The sequence below is a fragment of the Aeromonas sp. HMWF015 genome (assembly GCF_963878965.1).
Lineage (GTDB): Bacteria > Pseudomonadota > Gammaproteobacteria > Enterobacterales > Aeromonadaceae > Aeromonas > Aeromonas veronii.
Genome location: NZ_CAWNZT010000410.1, coordinates 11240 through 29996 on the forward strand (window position 1 = coordinate 11240; position 18757 = coordinate 29996).

19 protein-coding genes are annotated in these 18757 nt (G+C 57.8%); 7 read left to right on the forward strand and 12 right to left on the reverse strand.

Features of this window, described 5'->3' with window-relative positions:
* From AACS18_RS23705 to AACS18_RS20995, 5 genes are all read right to left on the reverse strand, one after another.
* Positions 1 to 380, reverse strand: a 380-nt coding sequence (locus AACS18_RS23705; RefSeq protein WP_258228785.1) for a ferrochelatase, incomplete at its 3' end; no start/stop codon positions are given.
* 98 nt (positions 381 to 478) lie between these two features.
* Positions 479 to 1123, reverse strand: coding sequence for an adenylate kinase (gene adk / locus AACS18_RS20980; RefSeq protein WP_005337083.1), 645 nt, complete (start codon positions 1121 to 1123; stop codon positions 479 to 481).
* A gap of 303 nt (positions 1124 to 1426) precedes the next feature.
* A complete protein-coding gene (gene miaE, locus AACS18_RS20985; protein WP_108613215.1) occupies positions 1427 to 2185 on the reverse strand; it encodes a tRNA isopentenyl-2-thiomethyl-A-37 hydroxylase MiaE in 759 nt (252 codons plus the stop codon).
* A gap of 217 nt (positions 2186 to 2402) precedes the next feature.
* Positions 2403 to 3923 (reverse strand): amidophosphoribosyltransferase, encoded by a 1521-nt coding sequence (gene purF, locus AACS18_RS20990; RefSeq protein ID WP_042063846.1) that lies wholly within the window; start codon positions 3921 to 3923, stop codon positions 2403 to 2405.
* Positions 3924 to 3944: 21 nt separating this feature from the next.
* Positions 3945 to 4433 carry a CvpA family protein gene (locus AACS18_RS20995; RefSeq protein WP_005337086.1) on the reverse strand — a complete coding sequence of 163 codons (489 nt, stop codon included), beginning with the start codon at positions 4431 to 4433 and terminating at the stop codon, positions 3945 to 3947.
* 8 nt (positions 4434 to 4441) lie between these two features.
* On the opposite strand from AACS18_RS20995, the gene AACS18_RS21000 reads away from it, so the two are divergent.
* On the forward strand, positions 4442 to 4618 hold the full coding sequence (locus AACS18_RS21000) for a hypothetical protein (protein ID WP_155396129.1): 177 nt from the start codon (positions 4442 to 4444) through the stop codon (positions 4616 to 4618).
* 2 nt (positions 4619 to 4620) lie between these two features.
* On the opposite strand, the gene serS is transcribed toward AACS18_RS21000, so the two are convergent.
* The 5 genes from serS to lrp all read right to left on the reverse strand — a co-directional run bounded on the left by serS (position 4621) and on the right by lrp (position 11536).
* A complete protein-coding gene (gene serS / locus AACS18_RS21005) occupies positions 4621 to 5916 on the reverse strand; it encodes a serine--tRNA ligase (RefSeq protein WP_005337087.1) in 1296 nt (431 codons plus the stop codon).
* A gap of 306 nt (positions 5917 to 6222) precedes the next feature.
* Positions 6223 to 7560 carry a replication-associated recombination protein A gene (locus AACS18_RS21010; RefSeq protein ID WP_108613216.1) on the reverse strand — a complete coding sequence of 446 codons (1338 nt, stop codon included), beginning with the start codon at positions 7558 to 7560 and terminating at the stop codon, positions 6223 to 6225.
* Positions 7561 to 7636: 76 nt separating this feature from the next.
* Positions 7637 to 8245, reverse strand: a complete 609-nt coding sequence (lolA, locus tag AACS18_RS21015; protein ID WP_108613221.1) for an outer membrane lipoprotein chaperone LolA — start codon at positions 8243 to 8245, stop codon at positions 7637 to 7639.
* 80 nt (positions 8246 to 8325) lie between these two features.
* Positions 8326 to 10842, reverse strand: coding sequence for a DNA translocase FtsK (locus tag AACS18_RS21020; RefSeq protein ID WP_108613217.1), 2517 nt, complete (start codon positions 10840 to 10842; stop codon positions 8326 to 8328).
* 202 nt (positions 10843 to 11044) lie between these two features.
* Positions 11045 to 11536: a leucine-responsive transcriptional regulator Lrp gene (lrp, locus tag AACS18_RS21025; RefSeq protein ID WP_005300047.1), complete on the reverse strand. Its 492-nt coding sequence runs from the start codon at positions 11534 to 11536 to the stop codon at positions 11045 to 11047.
* Between the two features lie 150 nt (positions 11537 to 11686).
* Between lrp and ald the strand changes: the two genes are divergently transcribed.
* The 3 genes from ald (at position 11687) to AACS18_RS21040 (ending at position 15248) form a co-directional block, all read left to right on the forward strand.
* Positions 11687 to 12802 carry an alanine dehydrogenase gene (gene ald / locus AACS18_RS21030; RefSeq protein WP_005337098.1) on the forward strand — a complete coding sequence of 372 codons (1116 nt, stop codon included), beginning with the start codon at positions 11687 to 11689 and terminating at the stop codon, positions 12800 to 12802.
* A 185-nt stretch (positions 12803 to 12987) separates the two neighbouring features.
* The gene (trxB, locus tag AACS18_RS21035; RefSeq protein WP_108613218.1) at positions 12988 to 13938 is read left to right on the forward strand and encodes a thioredoxin-disulfide reductase; all 951 of its coding nucleotides are present in this window, start codon (positions 12988 to 12990) and stop codon (positions 13936 to 13938) included.
* A 62-nt stretch (positions 13939 to 14000) separates the two neighbouring features.
* Complete coding sequence (locus AACS18_RS21040; RefSeq protein ID WP_108613219.1) at positions 14001 to 15248, forward strand: diguanylate cyclase; 1248 nt, start codon at positions 14001 to 14003, stop codon at positions 15246 to 15248.
* Between the two features lie 108 nt (positions 15249 to 15356).
* Here AACS18_RS21040 and AACS18_RS21045 read toward each other — a convergent pair whose 3' ends face one another.
* On the reverse strand, positions 15357 to 15827 hold the full coding sequence (locus AACS18_RS21045) for an outer membrane lipoprotein (RefSeq protein WP_005337104.1): 471 nt from the start codon (positions 15825 to 15827) through the stop codon (positions 15357 to 15359).
* A 19-nt stretch (positions 15828 to 15846) separates the two neighbouring features.
* Between AACS18_RS21045 and aat the strand changes: the two genes are divergently transcribed.
* The 3 genes from aat to infA all read left to right on the forward strand — a co-directional run bounded on the left by aat (position 15847) and on the right by infA (position 17554).
* Positions 15847 to 16554, forward strand: coding sequence for a leucyl/phenylalanyl-tRNA--protein transferase (gene aat, locus AACS18_RS21050; protein ID WP_108613220.1), 708 nt, complete (start codon positions 15847 to 15849; stop codon positions 16552 to 16554).
* Positions 16551 to 17267: an arginyltransferase gene (locus AACS18_RS21055; protein WP_019445526.1), complete on the forward strand. Its 717-nt coding sequence runs from the start codon at positions 16551 to 16553 to the stop codon at positions 17265 to 17267. Before aat ends, AACS18_RS21055 begins: the two co-directional genes overlap by 4 nt.
* A gap of 68 nt (positions 17268 to 17335) precedes the next feature.
* Positions 17336 to 17554, forward strand: coding sequence for a translation initiation factor IF-1 (infA, locus tag AACS18_RS21060; RefSeq protein ID WP_005300033.1), 219 nt, complete (start codon positions 17336 to 17338; stop codon positions 17552 to 17554).
* 68 nt (positions 17555 to 17622) lie between these two features.
* On the opposite strand, the gene AACS18_RS21065 is transcribed toward infA, so the two are convergent.
* Positions 17623 to 18757: AAA family ATPase (locus tag AACS18_RS21065; RefSeq protein WP_146184810.1), on the reverse strand; the 1135-nt coding region annotated here is incomplete at its 5' end.

The window sequence follows — 18757 nt, forward strand, 5'->3', positions numbered from 1 at the left end:
AGGATCACCCGGTTGACCCCTTTGGCCTTGAGCGCCTGCCAGCCATCATTCACTGACGGGGAACCATAGGTCATCGCCAGCTCCACCGGCACTTCGACCCCCTCCCGCTTGAGCTCCTGCTCCAGTGCGGCGCGCTGCTGCTTGCTTATCACCATCAGCGGCGAGCCCTGCTCGGTCCACACCTGCTGATAGAGCTTGGCCACTTTGGGCGAGCGCGTCGGCAAGATGATGAAGTGGAGCAGCGGGCACCAGAGGTAACGGGGCAGGTCCACCACACGGGGATCGTGCAGAAACTGGCTGAGGAACGCTTTGACGGCAGCGGTGGTCGGTGCGGCTGGGGTACCCAGATTGACCAGCAATATTCCGGTTTTCGTGGTCACGTTGGCTTCCTGTCTATCTGTCATTATGCAAAAAGGGCCCGACAGGGCCCTTCTCTTTATATATCTGATGGCACGGGAAACTGTGCCGGCAGCAAAGATCAGCCCAGAATGGTGGCAAGCTGCTTGCTGACCAGATCAACCGGCTGGGTGCCGTCGATCTTGACGTAACGGGTGTGGCCCGCTTCCGCCTCTTTGCCGTAGAAACCGATCAGCGGCGCGGTCTGCTGATGATATACATCCAGACGCTTGCGTACTGTGGTCTCTTCGTCGTCGGCGCGGATTACCAGATCTTCACCGGTCACGTCATCCTTGCCTTCCACTTTCGGCGGGTTGAACACCACGTGGTAGGTACGGCCGGAGCCGGAGTGAACGCGACGGCCGCTCATGCGCTTGACGATCTCTTCGTCCGGCACATCGAACTCCAGCACGAAATCAACCACGACACCGGCGTCCTTCATGGCTTGCGCCTGGGGAATGGTGCGCGGGAAACCGTCCAACAGGAAGCCTTTGGCGCAGTCCGGCTGAGCGATGCGCTCTTTGACCAGACCGATAATGATGTCGTCAGAGACCAGCTGACCTGCGTCCATCACAGCTTTGGCTTTCAGACCGAGCTCGGTGCCCGCCTTGATCGCCGCACGCAGCATGTCGCCGGTGGAGATCTGGGGAATACCGTGTTTTTCCATGATGAACTGAGCCTGGGTACCTTTGCCGGCGCCCGGAGCCCCCAACAGAACAATGCGCATACACGCTCCTATTGATTGGTTATTCAAATCTTGCGAAGGCAAAAAAGTACACGGTTTCGCCCGTTTCTACAAGGGTGAGCCACTTGAATGAGCACTTTATCACCACAATAACCGGCTGATCGAACAGGATTTCATCGCAAGGGGAAGACGCAAAAATAGCCAGGGATTCAGCATAGAGCGCCGAAAGCAGGAAGGACGTACGACAGAAAAAAAGATCCCGGCTCAGGGCCGGGAATTGCGCTCAAAAGTAACTACTTGTCGCTCGTAGTAGGAACAGGGCAATAGTAGTTTGCCCCCTATGCGTCAACAACTGTCAGATGTGACAGGCAGGCCGCTATGAAACCGGAACTGCGGATCCGGCGAGCAGATTAGCTCGGCTTCCAGCTTGCCAAAGAAGGCCACCCGCTCGCTGATATCCTCCCCTGCGTACTGTTCGGCCAGGCTCAGGTAATCCTGATAGTGGCGCGCCTCGGAGCGCAGCAAAGAGACGTAGAAGCGGCTCAGCTCTTCGTCCAGATGGGGCGCCAGCTTGGCAAAGCGCTCGCACGAGCGGGCCTCGATATAGGCGCCGATGATCATCTTATCGACTATGGTGGCCGGTTCATGGGTGCGCACATGCTGCATCAACTGACGGGCATAGCGGGAGGCCGTCACCGGCCCGTATTCGATGCCGCGGGCCTGCATGATCTCCAGCACCTGCTCGAAGTGATGCAACTCCTCCTGAATGAGCCGCACCATGGGAAACAGCAGTGGATTACGTTCCAGCTCGGCAAAGACGGTGCGATCAGACTCCCCCATGCTGCGTTTGCCCAGGATCTCGGCCTTCTCCGGGATGGCATCCAGCTCGCGATAAAACTCCAGCTTGGGCAGCAGATGGCGCTTGCCCTTGGGCAGGCAGTAGCGGCGCACCAGACTGTGGGCGGTGAGTGCGGCCTTGGTCTCGCAGTTGGCGTGATCGATAAGCAGGGTCGGTAAACGGGCCGGATCCCGCGCCATCTCTACCCACTCATCCGGGGTCTCGCACTGCAAAAAATGGCGCACTGGGGCTAGCAGATCATCCATCTAATCTCTCGTTTGTTAAACACGCCGGTTAAAAGCGTATCGGTCATATATGTTGCCGCCTATGCTAGCGGATCACGCTGACCATGCCCATATCCGGCAAGATAAACGGATGTTTTTCAAACAGATATTCCCTCCCCTTCTGCCGGTGCGAGGTAGAAACGACAATGGGGGCCACAGGCCCCCATCTCGCTATCCCATCCGGCAAAACCGCAAACGTTTAACTGCCTTCGTTAAAAATTTCCAGATTGCTGGTGCCTTCCTGCCATTCACGCACCGCTTTGGTGTCATCGTTGCGCAGGGCATTGAGGTGATCCAGATAGGACTGGTCCACGTCGGAGGTGACGTAGTGGCCATTGAAGACCGAGGTCTCGAAGTGGCGCAGATCCGGGTTGATCTCCCGCACGGCGGCTTCCAGATCTTCCAAATCCTGGAAAATCAGACCGTCAGCACCAATCAGCTTGCACACCTCTTCTACTTCACGGCCGTGGGCGATCAGCTCGTTGGCGGTGGGCATATCGATGCCATAGACGTTGGGGAAGCGAATTTCCGGCGCCGCCGAGGCGAAGTAGACCTTGGCAGCCCCCGCTTCACGGGCCATCTGGATGATCTGCTCGGACGTGGTACCACGCACGATGGAATCATCCACCAGCAACACCTTCTTGCCCTTGAATTCGGAGCTGATGGCGTTGAGTTTGCGACGCACCGACTTCTTGCGCTGGGTCTGGCCCGGCATGATGAAGGTACGACCGATGTAGCGGTTCTTCACGAAGCCCTGACGGTATGGCAGATCCAGGGTATGGGCGATCTCCAGCGCCACGTCACAGGAGGTCTCGGGGATGGGGATAACCACATCGACGTCGAGATCTTCCCACTCACGGGCAATCTTCTGACCCAGCTTGCGACCCATGTTGAGGCGGGCGGCGTAGACCGAGACCTTGTCGATGCACGAATCGGGACGGGCGAAATAGACATATTCAAAAATGCAGGAGCTCATCTGCGGGTTCTCCGCACACTGCTCGGAGAAGAGCTGGCCCTGCTCGGTGATGTAGATGGCTTCACCCGGCGCAATATCCCGCACCGTCTCGAAACCGATGGCGTCGAGTGCCACGCTCTCGGAGGCGAGCATGTACTCCACCTGGCCAAGCTCGTCCTGACGACGACCGAGGATCAGCGGGCGAATGCCGTTGGGATCGCGAAAACCGATGAGACCATGGCCAATCACCAGCGAGACCACCGCATAAGCGCCGCGGATCTGCTGATGGGTTCTGCGCACCGCGGCGAAGATATCTTCGGGGCGCAGGGCCATCTTGTCACAGCGATCCAGCTCGTGGGCCAGCACGTTCAGCAGCACTTCCGAGTCGGAGGTGGTGTTGATGTGACGGCGGGCGACCTTGAACTGCTGCTCCTTGAGCTCCTTGGCGTTGGTGAGGTTGCCGTTATGGGCCAGCACCATGCCGTAGGGCGAGTTCACATAAAAAGGTTGGGCTTCAGCGGCACTTGAGCTGCCTGCGGTGGGGTATCTGACATGACCTATGCCGATGTTCCCTTGCAGACGCTGCATGTGGCGCACTTCAAACACATCCTTCACCAGGCCATTGGCCTTGCGTTGCCGGAAGTTTCCACTATCAATGGTCACAATCCCGGCGGCATCCTGTCCCCTGTGCTGCAACACCGTCAAGGCGTCGTAGAGGGCCTGATTGACGGGGGTGGTGCCAACTATACCGACAATACCACACATGTCTTTGCTACCTCGAAGTCACTATACCTGTTTAAGAAAACTGGATGAGTTCAACATGAACCCGAAAAACCACTGGATCACCGGCTTGAACTCCGGCACCAGCTTGGACGCCACCCACCAGTCGCTCTGGGAGAGGCTGGTGAAGGTATCCATGAAAAAAAGCAGGGCACTGACGATCAGCACCCCGCGAATTGCACCGAAGCAGACCCCCAGCACCCGATCGGTACCGGAGAGACCCGTCTTGTCCACCAACAGGCCCACCACATAGTTGACCACGCTGCCGAGGATCAAAGTCGCCACAAACAGCGCCGCGATGGCCAGACCGTTGCGAACCAGCGCGTCGGAGAAGGAGGTGAAATAGACGGCGAGATCGGGATAGAAATGGCTGGCAATAAAGAAGGCGACGAACCAGGTGACAAGAGACATGGCCTCCTTGACGAAGCCGCGCACCAGGCTGATGAGAGCAGAGAAACCGACGATGCCGATGATGGCGTAATCAATCCAGACCATAGAAAAAGATGTCCTGCGAAATTGCGGCGCAGTCTAACAAAAACGATTGCGCATTGCTTGATAAAAATGTGTTAACTGTTCAAAGCGACGCCGAAAAGCCGCATTTTTTCAGCACTAAAACGGTTGATCGGCGCCAGAATGCACAACGCCATGGCAATGCCATGGCGTTGTGGTCTGCGGTGTGAGCTTACCCGATGTGGGTCAGGCCACCCATGTAGGATTGCAGCGCAGCCGGGATGGCGATGCGGCCATCTTCCTGCTGGTAGTTCTCCATCACGGCAACCAGGGTACGACCCACCGCCAGACCGGAACCGTTCAGGGTGTGCAGCAGCTGCGGCTTGCCGTCGATGCGCACGCGAGCCTGCATACGGCGCGCCTGGAAGTCGGTGCAGTTGGAGACAGAGGAGATCTCGCGGTAAGTGTTCTGGGCCGGCAGCCACACTTCCAGATCGTAGGTCTTGGAGGCGCAGAAGCCCATGTCACCGGTAGAGAGCGCCATCACGCGATACGGCAGCTCCAGCAGTTGCAGCACCTTCTCGGCGTGACCCACCATCTCCTCCAGCGCATCCCAGGATTTCTCCGGGTGAACCAGCTGAACCATTTCAACCTTGTCGAACTGGTGCATACGGATGAGGCCACGGGTATCACGACCGTAGGAACCGGCTTCAGAGCGGAAGCAGGGGCTGTGAGCGGTCATCTTGATTGGCAGCTCTTGCGCGTCAAAGATCTCGTCACGGGCCATGTTGGTGAGCGGCACTTCGGAGGTCGGGATCAGGGAGAACTTGCGCACCTTGCCTTCTTCTTCCCCTTCACCTTCGATACCGGTATTGAACAGGTCCTGGGCAAATTTCGGCAACTGACCGGTGCCATAGAGGCTGTCCGGGTTCACCAGATAGGGCACGTAGCACTCGGTGTAACCGTGCTGCTGGGTGTGCAGATCCAGCATGAACTGAGCCAGGGCACGGTGCAGACGGGCAATCTGACCCTTCATCACCACGAAACGGGTACCGGAGAGTTTGACGCCATTCTTGAAGTCAACGCCCTTGGCCGCTTCGCCCAGATCGATGTGATCGCGTACCGGGAAGCTGAACTCGCGCGGGGTCCCCCAACGGCGCACTTCTACGTTGTCGTTCTCGTCACGACCCACCGGCGTGGTCTCGCTCGGCAGGTTGGGGATGGCGTCGGCAATGGCTTTCAGCTGGGCCAGCAGGGCATCCAGCTCGACCTTGCTGGTTTCCAGCTCGTCGTTGATCTTGGTCACTTCGGCCTTGAGCGGGGCAACATCTTCACCACGACGGGCAGCTTCACCGATGGATTTGGAGCGGGCGTTGCGCTCGGCCTGCAGCTCCTGGGTACGGGACTGCAGATCCTTGCGTTTCTCTTCCAGAGCGTTGACAGCCGCTACGTCCAGAACGTAGCCACGTGTCGCCAGACGAGCGGCAGCCTCTTCGATATCGCTGCGCAGATATTTGGGATCCAGCATGGTTTACCTACTTTTTTAAAATGGGATCTGGGCCTGAGTCGTCATGACGGGCTGGGAAACAGATCCGGAAGTTAACATCGGTTGGCGCACCCCAATCGTCTTCAGAATCGGGCCTTAACTATCAGGCCTTCGAGATCAAGAAGATGGCGCAAGGCCAAGACAAGCGGGGTCAGACGGGCAGTGTAGCAGACCGCCCCCCTGCCCGAACAGGGACTATTTGTGTCGTTTTTACCGACTTTGGCACGCAAACCGTCCTGCATATTCAAACGTCTGACCAATTTTCAGCCATGCGGGGTAACAAAGGGGCTATTTGCCCCGTTGCTGCGGACTTTGCCTGTCCAGTTCATGGAGGTAATCGAGCTTCTGGCCAATCTGCTTTTCAAGGCCGCGATCGGTGGGCTGGTAGTACTGCTTGCCCGCCAGCTCGGGCGGAAAATACTGCTCGCCAGCGGCATAGGCGCCCGGCTCGTCATGGGCATAGCGATACTCGGCGCCATAGCCCAGATCGCTCATCAGCTTGGTCGGCGCATTGCGCAGGTGTACCGGCACCTCGAAGTCAGGGAGGTTTTTGGCATCATGAAGCGCCGCCTTCCAGGCGGTATAGACCGCATTGCTTTTCGGAGCGCAGGCGAGATAGACGATCGCCTGGGCGATGGCCCGCTCCCCTTCCGCCGGCCCGATCCGATGGAAACAATCCCAGGCCGACAGGGCAACCTGCATGGCACGGGGATCGGCATTGCCCACATCTTCCGAGGCAATCGCCAGCAAGCGGCGGGCAATATAGAGGGGATCGCAACCGGCGCTCACCATACGGGCGTACCAATAGAGCGCCGCATCCGGCGCCGAGCCGCGAATGGATTTGTGCACCGCGGAGATGAGGTCGTAGAAGTGATCGCCCCCCTTGTCGAAACGGGCCACATGTTCCCCCACCACGGCAGCGAGCAGGGCACTGTCGATCACCCGCGCCCCAGAGCTGTCGGTTTCGGTCATGTCGGCCAACAGCTCCAGATAGTTGAGGGATTTGCGCCCGTCCCCATCCACCGCCTTGGCCAGCGCCTCTTTGACGCCGGGGGCGAAGGTGAGTGCCGGATCATTGAGACCACGGGGATCGGTCATCGCCTGCTCGATCATGGCGAGGATATCGCTCTCCTCCAGCCGCTTGAGCAGATAAACCCGGGCCCGGGAGAGCAGTGCGTTGTTGAGTTCGAACGAGGGGTTTTCGGTAGTGGCACCAATAAAGGTGATGGTGCCATCTTCGATGTGAGGCAGGAACACATCCTGCTGGCTCTTGTTGAAGCGATGTACTTCATCCACGAACAGGATGGTGCGCACCCCGCGCCAGCTGTTCTCCTTCGCCTTGTCGATGGCGGCGCGGATCTCCTTGATACCGGAGGTGACCGCAGAGAGTCGCTCCACTTCCGCCTGGCAGTAGTGAGCCATCAACTCCGCCAGCGTGGTCTTGCCGGTACCGGGCGGCCCCCACAGGATCATCGAGTGACAGTGGCCCGCCAGAATGGCTTTGCGCAGGGGCTTGTCAGCCCCCAGGATATGTTGCTGACCGATATACTGGTCGAGGTTTTGCGGCCGCATCCGGGCCGCCAGCGGACGAAAGTCCGATGAAAAATCCAGCGACAAGTTACTCATCTGTATTGACCACCCAGCGTCACGCCACTCGCCTTTGACTGGCGCAGTGGCGAGCAATCCAACGACCGCTTGCTCATTAGCGCTGGTCGTCCAGCTCGACCCCCTTCGGGATCTTGAAAACAAATTCGTTGCCCTTGAGCACCGGCTTGCGGTTGAAGTTGCTCAGGGTGAATTCACTCCACTGCCCTTGCGCCTCTTTCACATCGAAACGACTGATGTTGTCTTGTCTGTCGAAGGTGACACGGAAGGAGGCAATCAGCTCATCCTTATTACGGCTGGTGACGGTATAGACATCGCCCTCTTGGGTCACGTCATAGTTCTTCCAGAACTTGTCGTCATTGCCAGCGATCAGAATAAAGGGGGTGTTGAGCACCGCATCTTTCAGCTTGAGGGCGGTCACCTGCTCGACGAAGGGATCATAGACCCAGACATCCTGACCATCGGCCACGATCAGACTCTCGTCCGGCGAGGTGGTGTGCCAGTTGAAACGGTTTGGCCGCTGCACCAGCAGATCGCCGCTGGCCTTTTGCAGCTCCTTGCCCTTGCTGTCATAGACGGTCTGGGCAAATTTGGCGGAGAAGAGGCTCACCCCCGCCAGCTTCTGTTTGAGATCGCTGGCCGCATCGGCCCACACCTGGCTGCTGGCCATCAGCAGCACGGTACCCATCAACAGTTGTTTTTTCATCACGCTTTTCATAAAGACGCTCTCGATAAAAGGCCACGCCCGCGGAGGGCATGGCCAGGGATAGTATGAAACGGTGAGGCTTAGTCCCGCACCGGCGGCGGTGCCAGCACGTCGCGCTGACCATTGCCACCCGGTGAGCTGACGATGCCCTGATTCTCCATCTGCTCGATGAGACGGGCTGCCCGGTTGTAACCAATCTTGAACTTGCGCTGGACGCTGGAGGTCGAGCCACGGCGGGACTCCACCACAAAAGCGACCGCTTCGTCGAACAAGGGGTCGAGCTCTTCATCGCCACCACCGCCATATTCGCCGCTGCCACCTTCGCCACCCGACTCACCGGAGAGGATCTCCTCGATGTAGTTCGGCTCGCCGCGCAGTTTCCAGTCCGCCACCACCTTGTGCACTTCGTGGTCATCGACAAAGGCACCGTGTACCCGGGTCGGGTTGGAGGTACCGGCTGGCATGTAGAGCATGTCGCCCATACCGAGCAGAGATTCGGCGCCGCCCTGATCGATGATGGTGCGCGAGTCGATCTTGCTCGACACCTGGAACGAAATCCGGGTCGGGATGTTGGCCTTGATAAGACCGGTAATGACATCCACCGACGGACGCTGGGTCGCCAGAATGAGGTGAATACCGGCGGCCCGCGCCTTCTGGGCGATACGGGCGATCAGCTCTTCCACCTTCTTGCCGACGATCATCATCATGTCGGCAAATTCGTCCACCACCACCACGATGTGGGGCAGCTTCTCCAGCTCCGGCGGCATCTGATCCATGGAGTCACCCGGACGCCACAACGGATCCAGCAGGGGTTCCCCCTCCTCGATGGCGGCCAGCACCTTGTCGTTGTAGCCCTTGAGGTTACGCACCCCGACCGCCGACATCAGCTTGTAACGGCGCTCCATCTCGCCCACACACCAGCGCAGGGCGTTGGCGGCATCCTTCATGTCGGTCACCACCTCGGTCAGCAGATGCGGGATCCCTTCGTAGACGGAGAGCTCCAGCATCTTGGGATCGATCATGATGAAGCGCAGGTCATCGGGGGATGACTTGTAGAGCATCGAGATGATCATGGTGTTGACCCCCACCGACTTACCGGAACCTGTGGTACCGGCCACCAGCAGGTGCGGCATCTTGGCCAGGTTCACCACCACCGGCTCCCCTGCGATGTCCTGACCCAGGCCCATGGTGAGCGGGTTGCGGCTATCGCGGAAAGCATCGCAGTCGAGGGTTTCGCGCAGGTAAACTGTCTGGCGCACCCGGTTGGGCAGCTCGATACCGACATAGGTTTTACCCGGGATCACTTCCACCACCCGCACGCTGCTGGCCGACAGAGAGCGGGCCAGATCGCGCGAGAGGTTGGTGATCTTGCTCGCCTTCATACCCGGCGCCAGATCAAGTTCAAAACGGGTAATGACCGGACCCGGATAGACACCCACCACCTTGGCCTGCACGTTGTAGTCGGCAAGCTTGGCCTCCACCAGACGGCCCATGCGATCCAGCTCATCCTTGCTCATCATTTGGGTCTTGGCGGGTGGACGGTCGAGCAGCTCGATACTCGGTAACGGCGGCATTGTTGACTGCGGACGACGCTTGGGCTTGGTCGGTGCGACGGCTACTGGCGCGGCGATCTCGTCGTCCCCTTCGGCCCACGGCAGATCCAGATCGTCCTCATCATCGTCATCGGCCACAGCCAGCACCGGCTGACGGCGCCCATTGGCGGCCGCCACCGCACGTTTGGGCTTGGCAGCCGGAGCCGGCTCATCATCTTCATCATCAAACTGGGGATCGAACTCGAAGGTATCGTCGTCGAGTTCCGGCAGCCACTCTTCGGAGGCAGCCTTCTGGTTCTTGGCCTTAGGCTTGCGCATCCAGCTGGTGTGCGGCTCATCTTCCTCGTCATCAAACGCGATGGCCCCTACCCCGCCTTCCAGCAAGGGATCCGGCCCCTCGTTGCGGGGTTGACGCCAGCCACCGGTCAGCCAGCGGCCGAGGGTGGTCGGGAAGTGGTAAACGGCGCTGACCGAACCGGTACAGGCCGCACCGATCTGCTCGACAATGGTGAGCCAGGACCAGCCGGTAAACAGGGTGATGCCGGTTGCCACGAAGCAGAGCAGCATCAGGTTGGCCCCGACGCCGCCAAACAGCGGCACCACCGCAGAAGCGATCACGTCCCCCACCAGACCACCGGCGGAGAAGTTCTGCATATCGTTGAAGTTCATGCTGGCAATGGCCGACATGCCGAGCACGGTCAGGATAAAGCCGATGATCCGCACCCCCAGGGTGAGGTAATCCACATCGAGCAGACGGCTCGGGCGCCAGAACAGACTCCAGCCCAGTAGCACCACCAGCGGCGGCACCAAATAGGAGAAGGCACCAAAGGTAAACATGGTGATATCGGCGAGCCAGGCACCGGCACTACCGGCGAGGTTCTTCACCTCCCCTTGCCAGGAGGTCTGGGACCAGCCGGGATCAGCGGGATGATAGGACAACAGGGCAAGCAGAAGATAAGCAGCCATCAGGGTGATGGCGATCAAGACGGCTTCGAAGATCCGTTGTGTACCTGATAAAGGAGTAAACAGCTTTTTATCGGCCAAACTCCGGCTCCTTTCTGAAAACATGTAATGCAGGAAATAAGGGGGCCTAGTATCCCCGAAAAGCCCATCGATTGTCAGCCAGAGCCTGATGGGACGGGGCCATATTTGCAATTATCTTTACAAGAAGAAACGAGCGGACCGGCCGCTCGTTTCTGACTGTCATGGTGTCTCATATGGAAAAGATACCACGGCATAACCTGCTTTATCGGGTGCTGATCACCAGACGACTGCTCTGCTTGACCTCTTCCATCACCACGTAGGTGCGGGTGTCATTGACACCGGGCAGACGCAGCAGGGTTTCCCCCAACAGACGGCGGTAAGCCGACATGTCGCTGACTCGGGTCTTGAGCAGATAGTCGAAGTCACCGGAAACCAGATGACACTCCTGGATCTCTTCGAGCACCTGAACAGCCTTGTTGAACTGTTCAAACACATCAGGCGCCCCGCGATTGAGAGTTATCTCTACAAACACCAGCAGAGATGCGTCCAGATAATGAGGGTTCAGAATAGCGGCATATCCTTCGATATAACCTTGTCGCTCGAGGCGACGAACCCGTTCCAGACACGGTGTAGGACTCAGGCCAACTCGCTTGGACAACTCAACATTCGAAATCCTGCCATCCTTTTGCAGTTCATTAAGAATGTTGCGGTCAATCCTGTCCAAATCCTTTAGCCGACTCTTAGCTTCCATCATTTTATTCCATCCTTTGGCTATTTTTTGGTAAGAATCACCAGTCATTTTATAATTATGGTCACAAATCCTGTCAATACCTGAATATACTAGGCGCAAATGTTGGTTAACATTTTGGCAACATGAAACACCAATCTATAGACGAGGGATAGCATGATTATCGGTGTACCTAAAGAGATAAAAAACCATGAATACCGCGTAGGCATGGTTCCGGCCAGTGTACGTGAACTGACAGCACGAAACCATACTGTTTTCGTCCAAAGCGGTGCCGGAAACGGCATTGGCTTCAGCGATGCAGATTATATCGCTGTTGGAGCCGAAATTTTGGCCTCTGCAGCAGAGGTTTTCGCCAAAGCCGAGATGATCGTCAAGGTCAAGGAACCTCAGCCTGTCGAATGTGCCATGCTACGTCCGGGTCAAACCCTGTTCACCTATCTGCATCTGGCGCCAGACTTGCCCCAGACCGAAGCCCTGCTGAAAAGCGGCGCCATCTGCATCGCCTATGAAACCGTCACCGACGGCCGTGGCGGCCTGCCCCTGCTGGCCCCCATGTCGGAAGTGGCCGGACGCATGTCTATTCAGGCGGGTGCCCAGGCGCTGGAAAAATCGCGCGGTGGTAGCGGTGTGCTGCTCGGCGGCGTACCCGGTGTCGAACCGGCCAAGGTGGTGATCATCGGTGGCGGCGTGGTCGGCTCCAATGCGGCTCGCATGGCCATTGGCCTGCGCGCAGATGTGACCATCCTCGACAACAACGTCGATACCCTGCGCCGTCTTGATAACGAGTTTCAGGGCGCAGCCAAGGTGGTCTACTCCAACAGCGAAACGCTGGAGCGCCATCTGCTGGCGGCCGATCTGGTCATCGGCGGCGTGCTGGTACCGGGCGCCACTGCGCCAAAACTTGTCCGCCGTGACCATATTGCGCGCATGAAGCCGGGTTCTGCCATCGTCGATGTGGCCATCGATCAGGGCGGCTGTGTGGAAACCTCCCACGCCACCACCCACCAGGATCCGACCTATATTGTCGATGAGGTGGTGCACTACTGTGTCGCCAACATGCCGGGGGCAGTGGCCCGCACCTCGACCGTGGCGCTCAACAATGCCACCCTCCCCTTTATCATCAAGCTGGCCCAGCAAGGGTATCGTCAGGCACTGCTGAGCGATCCCAACCTGTTGCACGGGCTCAACGTGATGGAGGGCAAACTCACCTGCAAGGAAGTGGCCGTGGCACATGGCCTTGCCTACACGGATCCCCTGACCCTGCTGAACTGATCTGCGCTGGCCTGCGCCAGTTGGAGATGAGTGAAAATCCGCCCGCGATGGGCGGTTTTTTTATTCCTTTATTTTGCATGTCACCCCTTGTGAACACGATTAGTGCAATCGACTCACCAGCCTTTGACCCCGGATCACGAATTACCTACAATCGCGCAAACTCATCACATCCCGGAAATGACATCATGAGCCAAGTCACTCACAGCAAATTGCTGATCTTAGGGTCAGGCCCGGCCGGTTACACCGCGGCCGTCTACGCCGCCCGCGCCAACCTCAATCCCCTGCTCATCACCGGCATGCAGCAAGGGGGTCAGCTGACCACCACCACCGAAGTGGAAAACTGGCCAGGTGATCCGGAAGGCCTGACCGGCCCGGCCCTGATGGAGCGCATGAAAGAGCATGCAGAGAAGTTCGATACCCGCATCCTGTTTGATCACATCAACAGTGTCGAACTGACTCAGCGCCCGTTCCGCCTCAAAGGAGACAACGGCGAATACACCTGCGATGCCCTGATCATCGCGACCGGCGCCTCCGCCAAGTATCTGGGTCTGCCCTCCGAAGAGGCCTTCAAGGGGCGCGGCGTCTCCGCCTGTGCCACCTGTGACGGTTTCTTCTACCGCAATCAGGAAGTAGCAGTGATCGGCGGCGGCAACACCGCTGTTGAAGAGGCTTTGTATCTGGCCAACATCGCCAAGAAGGTGCATCTCATTCACCGCCGCGACGAGTTCCGTGCCGAGAAGATCCTGATCAAGCGTCTGCACGACAAGGTTGCGAGCGGCAACATCGTGCTGCACACCCACCAGACCCTGGACGAAGTGCTGGGGGATCAGATGGGGGTCACCGGTGTGCGCCTGCGCAACACCCAAGACGACAGCACCAGCGAACTGCCGCTGATGGGCGTCTTCATCGCCATCGGTCACCAGCCCAATACCCAGATCTTCGATGGCCAGCTGGAGATGCAAAACGGCTACCTGAAGGTACGTGGCGGTCTCGACGGTTTTGCCACCCAAACCAGCATTGAAGGTGTCTTCGCTGCCGGCGATGTGGCCGACCACAATTACCGTCAGGCGATCACTTCTGCCGGTACAGGCTGCATGGCAGCCCTCGATGCCGAACGCTACCTCGACGCGCAATAAACAAGCGCAGATGTGATATAAGGCATACCAGTCGGTATGCCTTTTTTATTTAAAGGAGTCTAATGAAACAGAAGATATTGATTGTCGAAGATAGCCTGACCATCCGCCGTATGCTGACTCAGGCCATTGCCCAGCAAACTGGCCTCGAGATTGACGCCTTCGATACCCTCGAAGGCGCCCGTCACTGCCGGGGCGAGGAGTATGTGGTCGCGCTGGTGGACCTGACCTTGCCGGATGCGCCCCGTGGCGAAGCGGTCAACGAGCTGCTGGCTCGAGGTTTGCCGGTGGTGATCCTCACTGCCGACATCAGCGAGGATAAACGTGCCGCCTGGCTGGAAACCGGCGTGCTGGACTATGTGATGAAGGATTCGCGCCACTCGCTGCAATATGCCGTCAGTCTGGTGCACCGCCTCTATCTCAACCAGTCCATCGAAGTGCTGGTAGTCGACGACTCACGCACCTCCCGTCACCGCACCATGGCCCAGTTGCGCAAGCAGTTGTTGCAGGTGCATGAGGCCAGTCATGCCCGTGAAGCGATGGCGATGCTGGAGCAACACCCGGACATCCGGCTGGCACTGGTCGACTACTATATGCCGGATATCGATGGCATCAGTCTGGTGCGGATGCTGAGAGAGCGATACAGCAAGCAGCAGCTCGCGATTATCGGGATCTCGGTCTCGGACAAGCGCGGTCTCTCTGCTCGCTACCTCAAGCAAGGCGCCAACGACTTTCTCAACCAGCCGTTCGAGCCGGAAGAGCTGCAGTGCCGGGTCAGCCACAATCTGGAGGCGCTCGAGCAGTTCAACAGCATTCAGGAGTCAGCCAATCGCGACTACCTGACCGGTATCTACAACCGGCGCTACTGGTTCAACGAAGGGCAAAAATGGTTTGAAGAGCATCAGCACCAACAGACGCCTCTTGCACTCTGTGTGCTCGATGTGGATCACTTCAAGCAGGTCAACGATCACTGGGGCCATGCCATCGGCGATCAACTGCTCTGCCATCTGACCCGGCTACTGACCCAGTTCTTCCCCGATGCCATGATCGCCCGGTTTGGTGGAGAGGAGTTTGCCATGATGGTGCCTCACTGTACCGTCCCCGTGTTGATCAAGCGTCTTGAGGGGCTGCGTCAGCAGCTGCGCCAGCAACCCTTGTCACCGGAAACCCCGCTCTTTGTTCGCGCCAGTTACGGCGTGATCAGCGTCGGGCGGATATCCATGGACGAGGCGCTGAGCGTAGCGGATCGGCTGCTCTATCAGGCAAAGAACACCGGTCGCGACAAGATAGTCTCTCAAGAGACAGCTATCTGAATCCTCAGGGCATCAGTCCCGTGTATTACCGCCCGACAGACTTTCCGGCAGGAGAGTCTGCGGGTTCCTTTCCTGCCACAGTCTCCCCATCACAATGACTATCGAAAGTCAGTAAGTCTTGTCGACCCGCACCCCATCATCGAAGTAGAGAATGCGCACCTTGTCCCCATTGGCAAAGACCATAGCGGGATCATAATCCTGGATCACGTTGATAAGGGCATTTTGCTCGTTGCGGATCAGCAGCTCCACCAACTTGTTTTCCACCACGGTTCCCCCGGACTGGTATTGCTGCGCAGCCGCAGCACCTGCGAGCGCGCCGACGGCGGTGGCGATTTCACGGCCATGACCGCCACCAAACTGGTTCCCCAGCAGGCCGCCCAACACAGCCCCCCCCAGCGTCTTCCAGCCAGAGTGCTCTGACTCCAGGATCTGGCGCTGGGTAATATTGCGCACCGTTTCGACCTGACCAAACACCACCTGATTGACCGGCCGCGCGGTATTGCGCTGGTAGACCTCCGCCCCGGCGGGCGCCGTGACAAAGCAGAGCAAGCTGGATACTATCAGGATAATGGCCTTCATCTATGAACCTCGTTGCCTTATGTCTCGCTATCTTACCCAACTGGATGATGAGCTTTGCTGGTTTCCCGACCCCAGCCATGCGCTGGAAGAACCCAACGGCTTGCTGGCGATCGGCGGGGATCTCTCCCCTGCCAGATTGCTGGCAGCTTACCACAAGGGGATCTTTCCGTGGAATGAACCCCACCAACCGACCCTGTGGTGGTCACCGCATCCCCGCGGAGTGATCCGCCCAGACCAACTCCATGTGGGACGGACACTGCAGAAGATTATCCGCCGTACCCCATTCGATATTTCCGTCAATCGCGCCTTTAGTGAAGTCATTACCGCCTGCGCCGCCCCTCGTCGCACTGCCGATGGCACCTGGATCAGCCAACCCATGATCGAGGCCTATCAGCAGTTGCACCAACTGGGTCATGCCCACTCTATCGAGATCTGGCAGGAGGGAGAGCTGCAAGCGGGACTGTATGGCCTCTCTATTGGCCGACTGTTTTGCGGTGAATCCATGTTCAGCCGGATTGATAACGGCGCCAAACTTGCCATGGTGGCACTCTGTCGCCACTTCGCCCGCCATCGCGGCGCTCTCATCGATTGCCAGATGCAGAACCCGTTTCTGGCGACCCTGGGTATCGAGGAGTGGCCACGGGCCCGTTTTTTGGCTGAGCTGGCGCGCCTTGGCCATCAACCACTGTTGGCTTCCTGCTGGCAAGAGGGGGAGATCAGCCTATGACCGAAGAAGTGATCCTTAAAGTAGGGCTGACACCCAAGCATCCCTGCAGTTATCTAGACCATGAGCAGGAGCAATTGCTGGTACTGATGGATCACAATCTGCTCAACGCCAACGGTTACGAGCGATTGTTGACTGCCGGTTTTCGCCGCAGTGGCAACGACATCTATCGCCCCCACTGCCCGGCGTGCCATGCCTGCCAGTCCCTTCGTATTCACAGCGAGCGCTTTCGCCCCAGCCGCGGCCAGAAACGGATCCGCCAGCTCAACAGGGATATCGAGATCGTCCTGAGCTACGACGACAAGCCCGAGTATTACCTGCTCTACGAACGTTATATCCGCGAACGCCACCACGATGGCAGCATGTATCCCCCCAACCGTAGCCAGTATCGCGGGTTTCTCCATTGTGACTGGATGCCGCCACTCTACCTGGAGATGCGCAAAGAGGGCCGCCTGATCGGTGTCGCCACCACAGACCTGCTGCCCCACTCCTTGAGTGCCATGTACACCTTCTTCGATCCGGATTATGCCGATCGCTCCCTGGGCACCTTTGCCATCCTCTGCCAGCTCGATCTGGCTAGGCGAACCGGGCGAAGCTGGCTCTACCTTGGCTATCTGGTAGAGGCGTGTCGCAAGATGAATTACAAACGCAATTATCTTCCTCACGAGCTGTTAATTCAGGGGGAATGGAAAAATATCGACACCAAGCCCGAGTAAACTTTACACATAGCCTTAAATCCGGCATGATCCAGCGGTTTTTTGTTGTGGCTTATCAAGAGGATTCAATGGCTAAAGAAGACAGTATTGAGATGCAGGGCACTATTCTCGAAACCCTGCCCAATACCATGTTCCGTGTGGAACTGGAGAATGGTCACGTGGTTATCGCTCATATTTCAGGCAAGATGCGCAAAAACTACATTCGTATCCTGACTGGAGACAAAGTAACGGTAGCACTGACTCCCTACGATCTCTCCAAGGGACGTATTGTTTTCCGCTCTCGCTAAGCCAGGAATTCAGCAAAAAACCCCAACCTTTCGGTTGGGGTTTTTTGTCGTTTTCTGATCACTGACGCTTAGTGGGAAACAGCTTCAACATTGACCTGAAAATCAAAGCTGAGGCTGTCATTTACCAACTCAACCTTCACAATTCCCCCGTCAACCAGTGAACCGAACAGGATCTCGTTGGCCAGGGGTTTCTTGAGGTGCTCCTGGATTACCCGACCCATCGGTCTGGCGCCCATGGCTCTGTCATACCCCTTCTCCGCCAACCAGTGGCGGGCACGCTCGGACACCTCGAGAGAAACTCCCTTCGCATCCAGTTGAACCTGCAATTCGACAATGAACTTGTCGACTACCTGATGGATCACCGTCATATCCAGATGGTTGAACCAGATGGTGTGATCAAGCCGGTTACGAAACTCCGGACTGAAGGTCTTGTTGATCACCGCCATGGCATCGTGGCTCAAATCCTGTTGCTGGAAGCCAATCGATTTGCGCTGGGTCTCCTGCACTCCGGCGTTGGTAGTCATGACCAAAATCACGTTACGGAAATCCGCCTTACGCCCGTTGTTATCGGTCAAGGTGCCGTTGTCCATCACCTGCAACAGCAGATTGAATACGTCCGGGTGAGCTTTCTCAATTTCGTCAAGCAACACAACGGAATGAGGATGCTTGATCACCGCATCAGTCAGCAGCCCCCCCTGCTCAAAACCGACATAGCCGGGAGGCGCGCCAATCAGGCGAGATACGGTATGGCGTTCCATGTACTCGGACATATCAAAGCGCAGCATCTCGACACCCAATGCCTTGCCCAACTGCTGGGTCACCTCTGTTTTACCAACACCGGTAGGACCGGCAAACAGGAAGCAACCAACCGGGCGACGCTCGTTACCCAAACCTGAACGAGAGAGGCGAATCGCATCGGTCAGCACCTCGATGGCTTTATCCTGACCAAAAACCACCATCTTGAGATTGCGCTCCAGGTTCTTTAGCACCTCTTTATCCGAGGAAGAAACTGATTTCTCAGGAATGCGGGCGATCTTGGCTACGATGGACTCAATTTCTTGCACATTGATCACTTTCTTGCGCTTGCTCGCCGGCAGCAACCGCTGACCGGCACCCGCTTCGTCGATCACGTCGATCGCCTTGTCGGGTAAATGACGATCATTGATGTACTTGGCAGAGAGCTCGGCAGCTGCACGGATCGCC

Excerpts from the sequence above, each read along its gene's own strand:
- AACS18_RS21040 (WP_108613219.1), top strand. The coding sequence starts at position 14,001 with ATGAAACAGAAGATATTGATTGTCGAAGATAGCCTGACCATCCGCCGT.
- aat (WP_108613220.1), top strand. The coding sequence starts at position 15,847 with ATGTCTCGCTATCTTACCCAACTGGATGATGAGCTTTGCTGGTTTCCC.
- trxB (WP_108613218.1), top strand. The coding sequence starts at position 12,988 with ATGAGCCAAGTCACTCACAGCAAATTGCTGATCTTAGGGTCAGGCCCG.
- ald (WP_005337098.1), top strand. The coding sequence starts at position 11,687 with ATGATTATCGGTGTACCTAAAGAGATAAAAAACCATGAATACCGCGTA.
- lolA (WP_108613221.1), bottom strand. The coding sequence starts at position 8,245 with ATGAAAAAACAACTGTTGATGGGTACCGTGCTGCTGATGGCCAGCAGC.
- AACS18_RS21055 (WP_019445526.1), top strand. The coding sequence starts at position 16,551 with ATGACCGAAGAAGTGATCCTTAAAGTAGGGCTGACACCCAAGCATCCC.
- adk (WP_005337083.1), bottom strand. The coding sequence starts at position 1,123 with ATGCGCATTGTTCTGTTGGGGGCTCCGGGCGCCGGCAAAGGTACCCAG.
- AACS18_RS21010 (WP_108613216.1), bottom strand. The coding sequence starts at position 7,560 with ATGAGTAACTTGTCGCTGGATTTTTCATCGGACTTTCGTCCGCTGGCG.
- serS (WP_005337087.1), bottom strand. The coding sequence starts at position 5,916 with ATGCTGGATCCCAAATATCTGCGCAGCGATATCGAAGAGGCTGCCGCT.
- AACS18_RS20995 (WP_005337086.1), bottom strand. The coding sequence starts at position 4,433 with ATGGTCTGGATTGATTACGCCATCATCGGCATCGTCGGTTTCTCTGCT.
- miaE (WP_108613215.1), bottom strand. The coding sequence starts at position 2,185 with ATGGATGATCTGCTAGCCCCAGTGCGCCATTTTTTGCAGTGCGAGACC.
- infA (WP_005300033.1), top strand. The coding sequence starts at position 17,336 with ATGGCTAAAGAAGACAGTATTGAGATGCAGGGCACTATTCTCGAAACC.
- AACS18_RS21045 (WP_005337104.1), bottom strand. The coding sequence starts at position 15,827 with ATGAAGGCCATTATCCTGATAGTATCCAGCTTGCTCTGCTTTGTCACG.
- AACS18_RS21000 (WP_155396129.1), top strand. The coding sequence starts at position 4,442 with ATGTCCTGCGAAATTGCGGCGCAGTCTAACAAAAACGATTGCGCATTG.
- lrp (WP_005300047.1), bottom strand. The coding sequence starts at position 11,536 with ATGATGGAAGCTAAGAGTCGGCTAAAGGATTTGGACAGGATTGACCGC.
- purF (WP_042063846.1), bottom strand. The coding sequence starts at position 3,923 with ATGTGTGGTATTGTCGGTATAGTTGGCACCACCCCCGTCAATCAGGCC.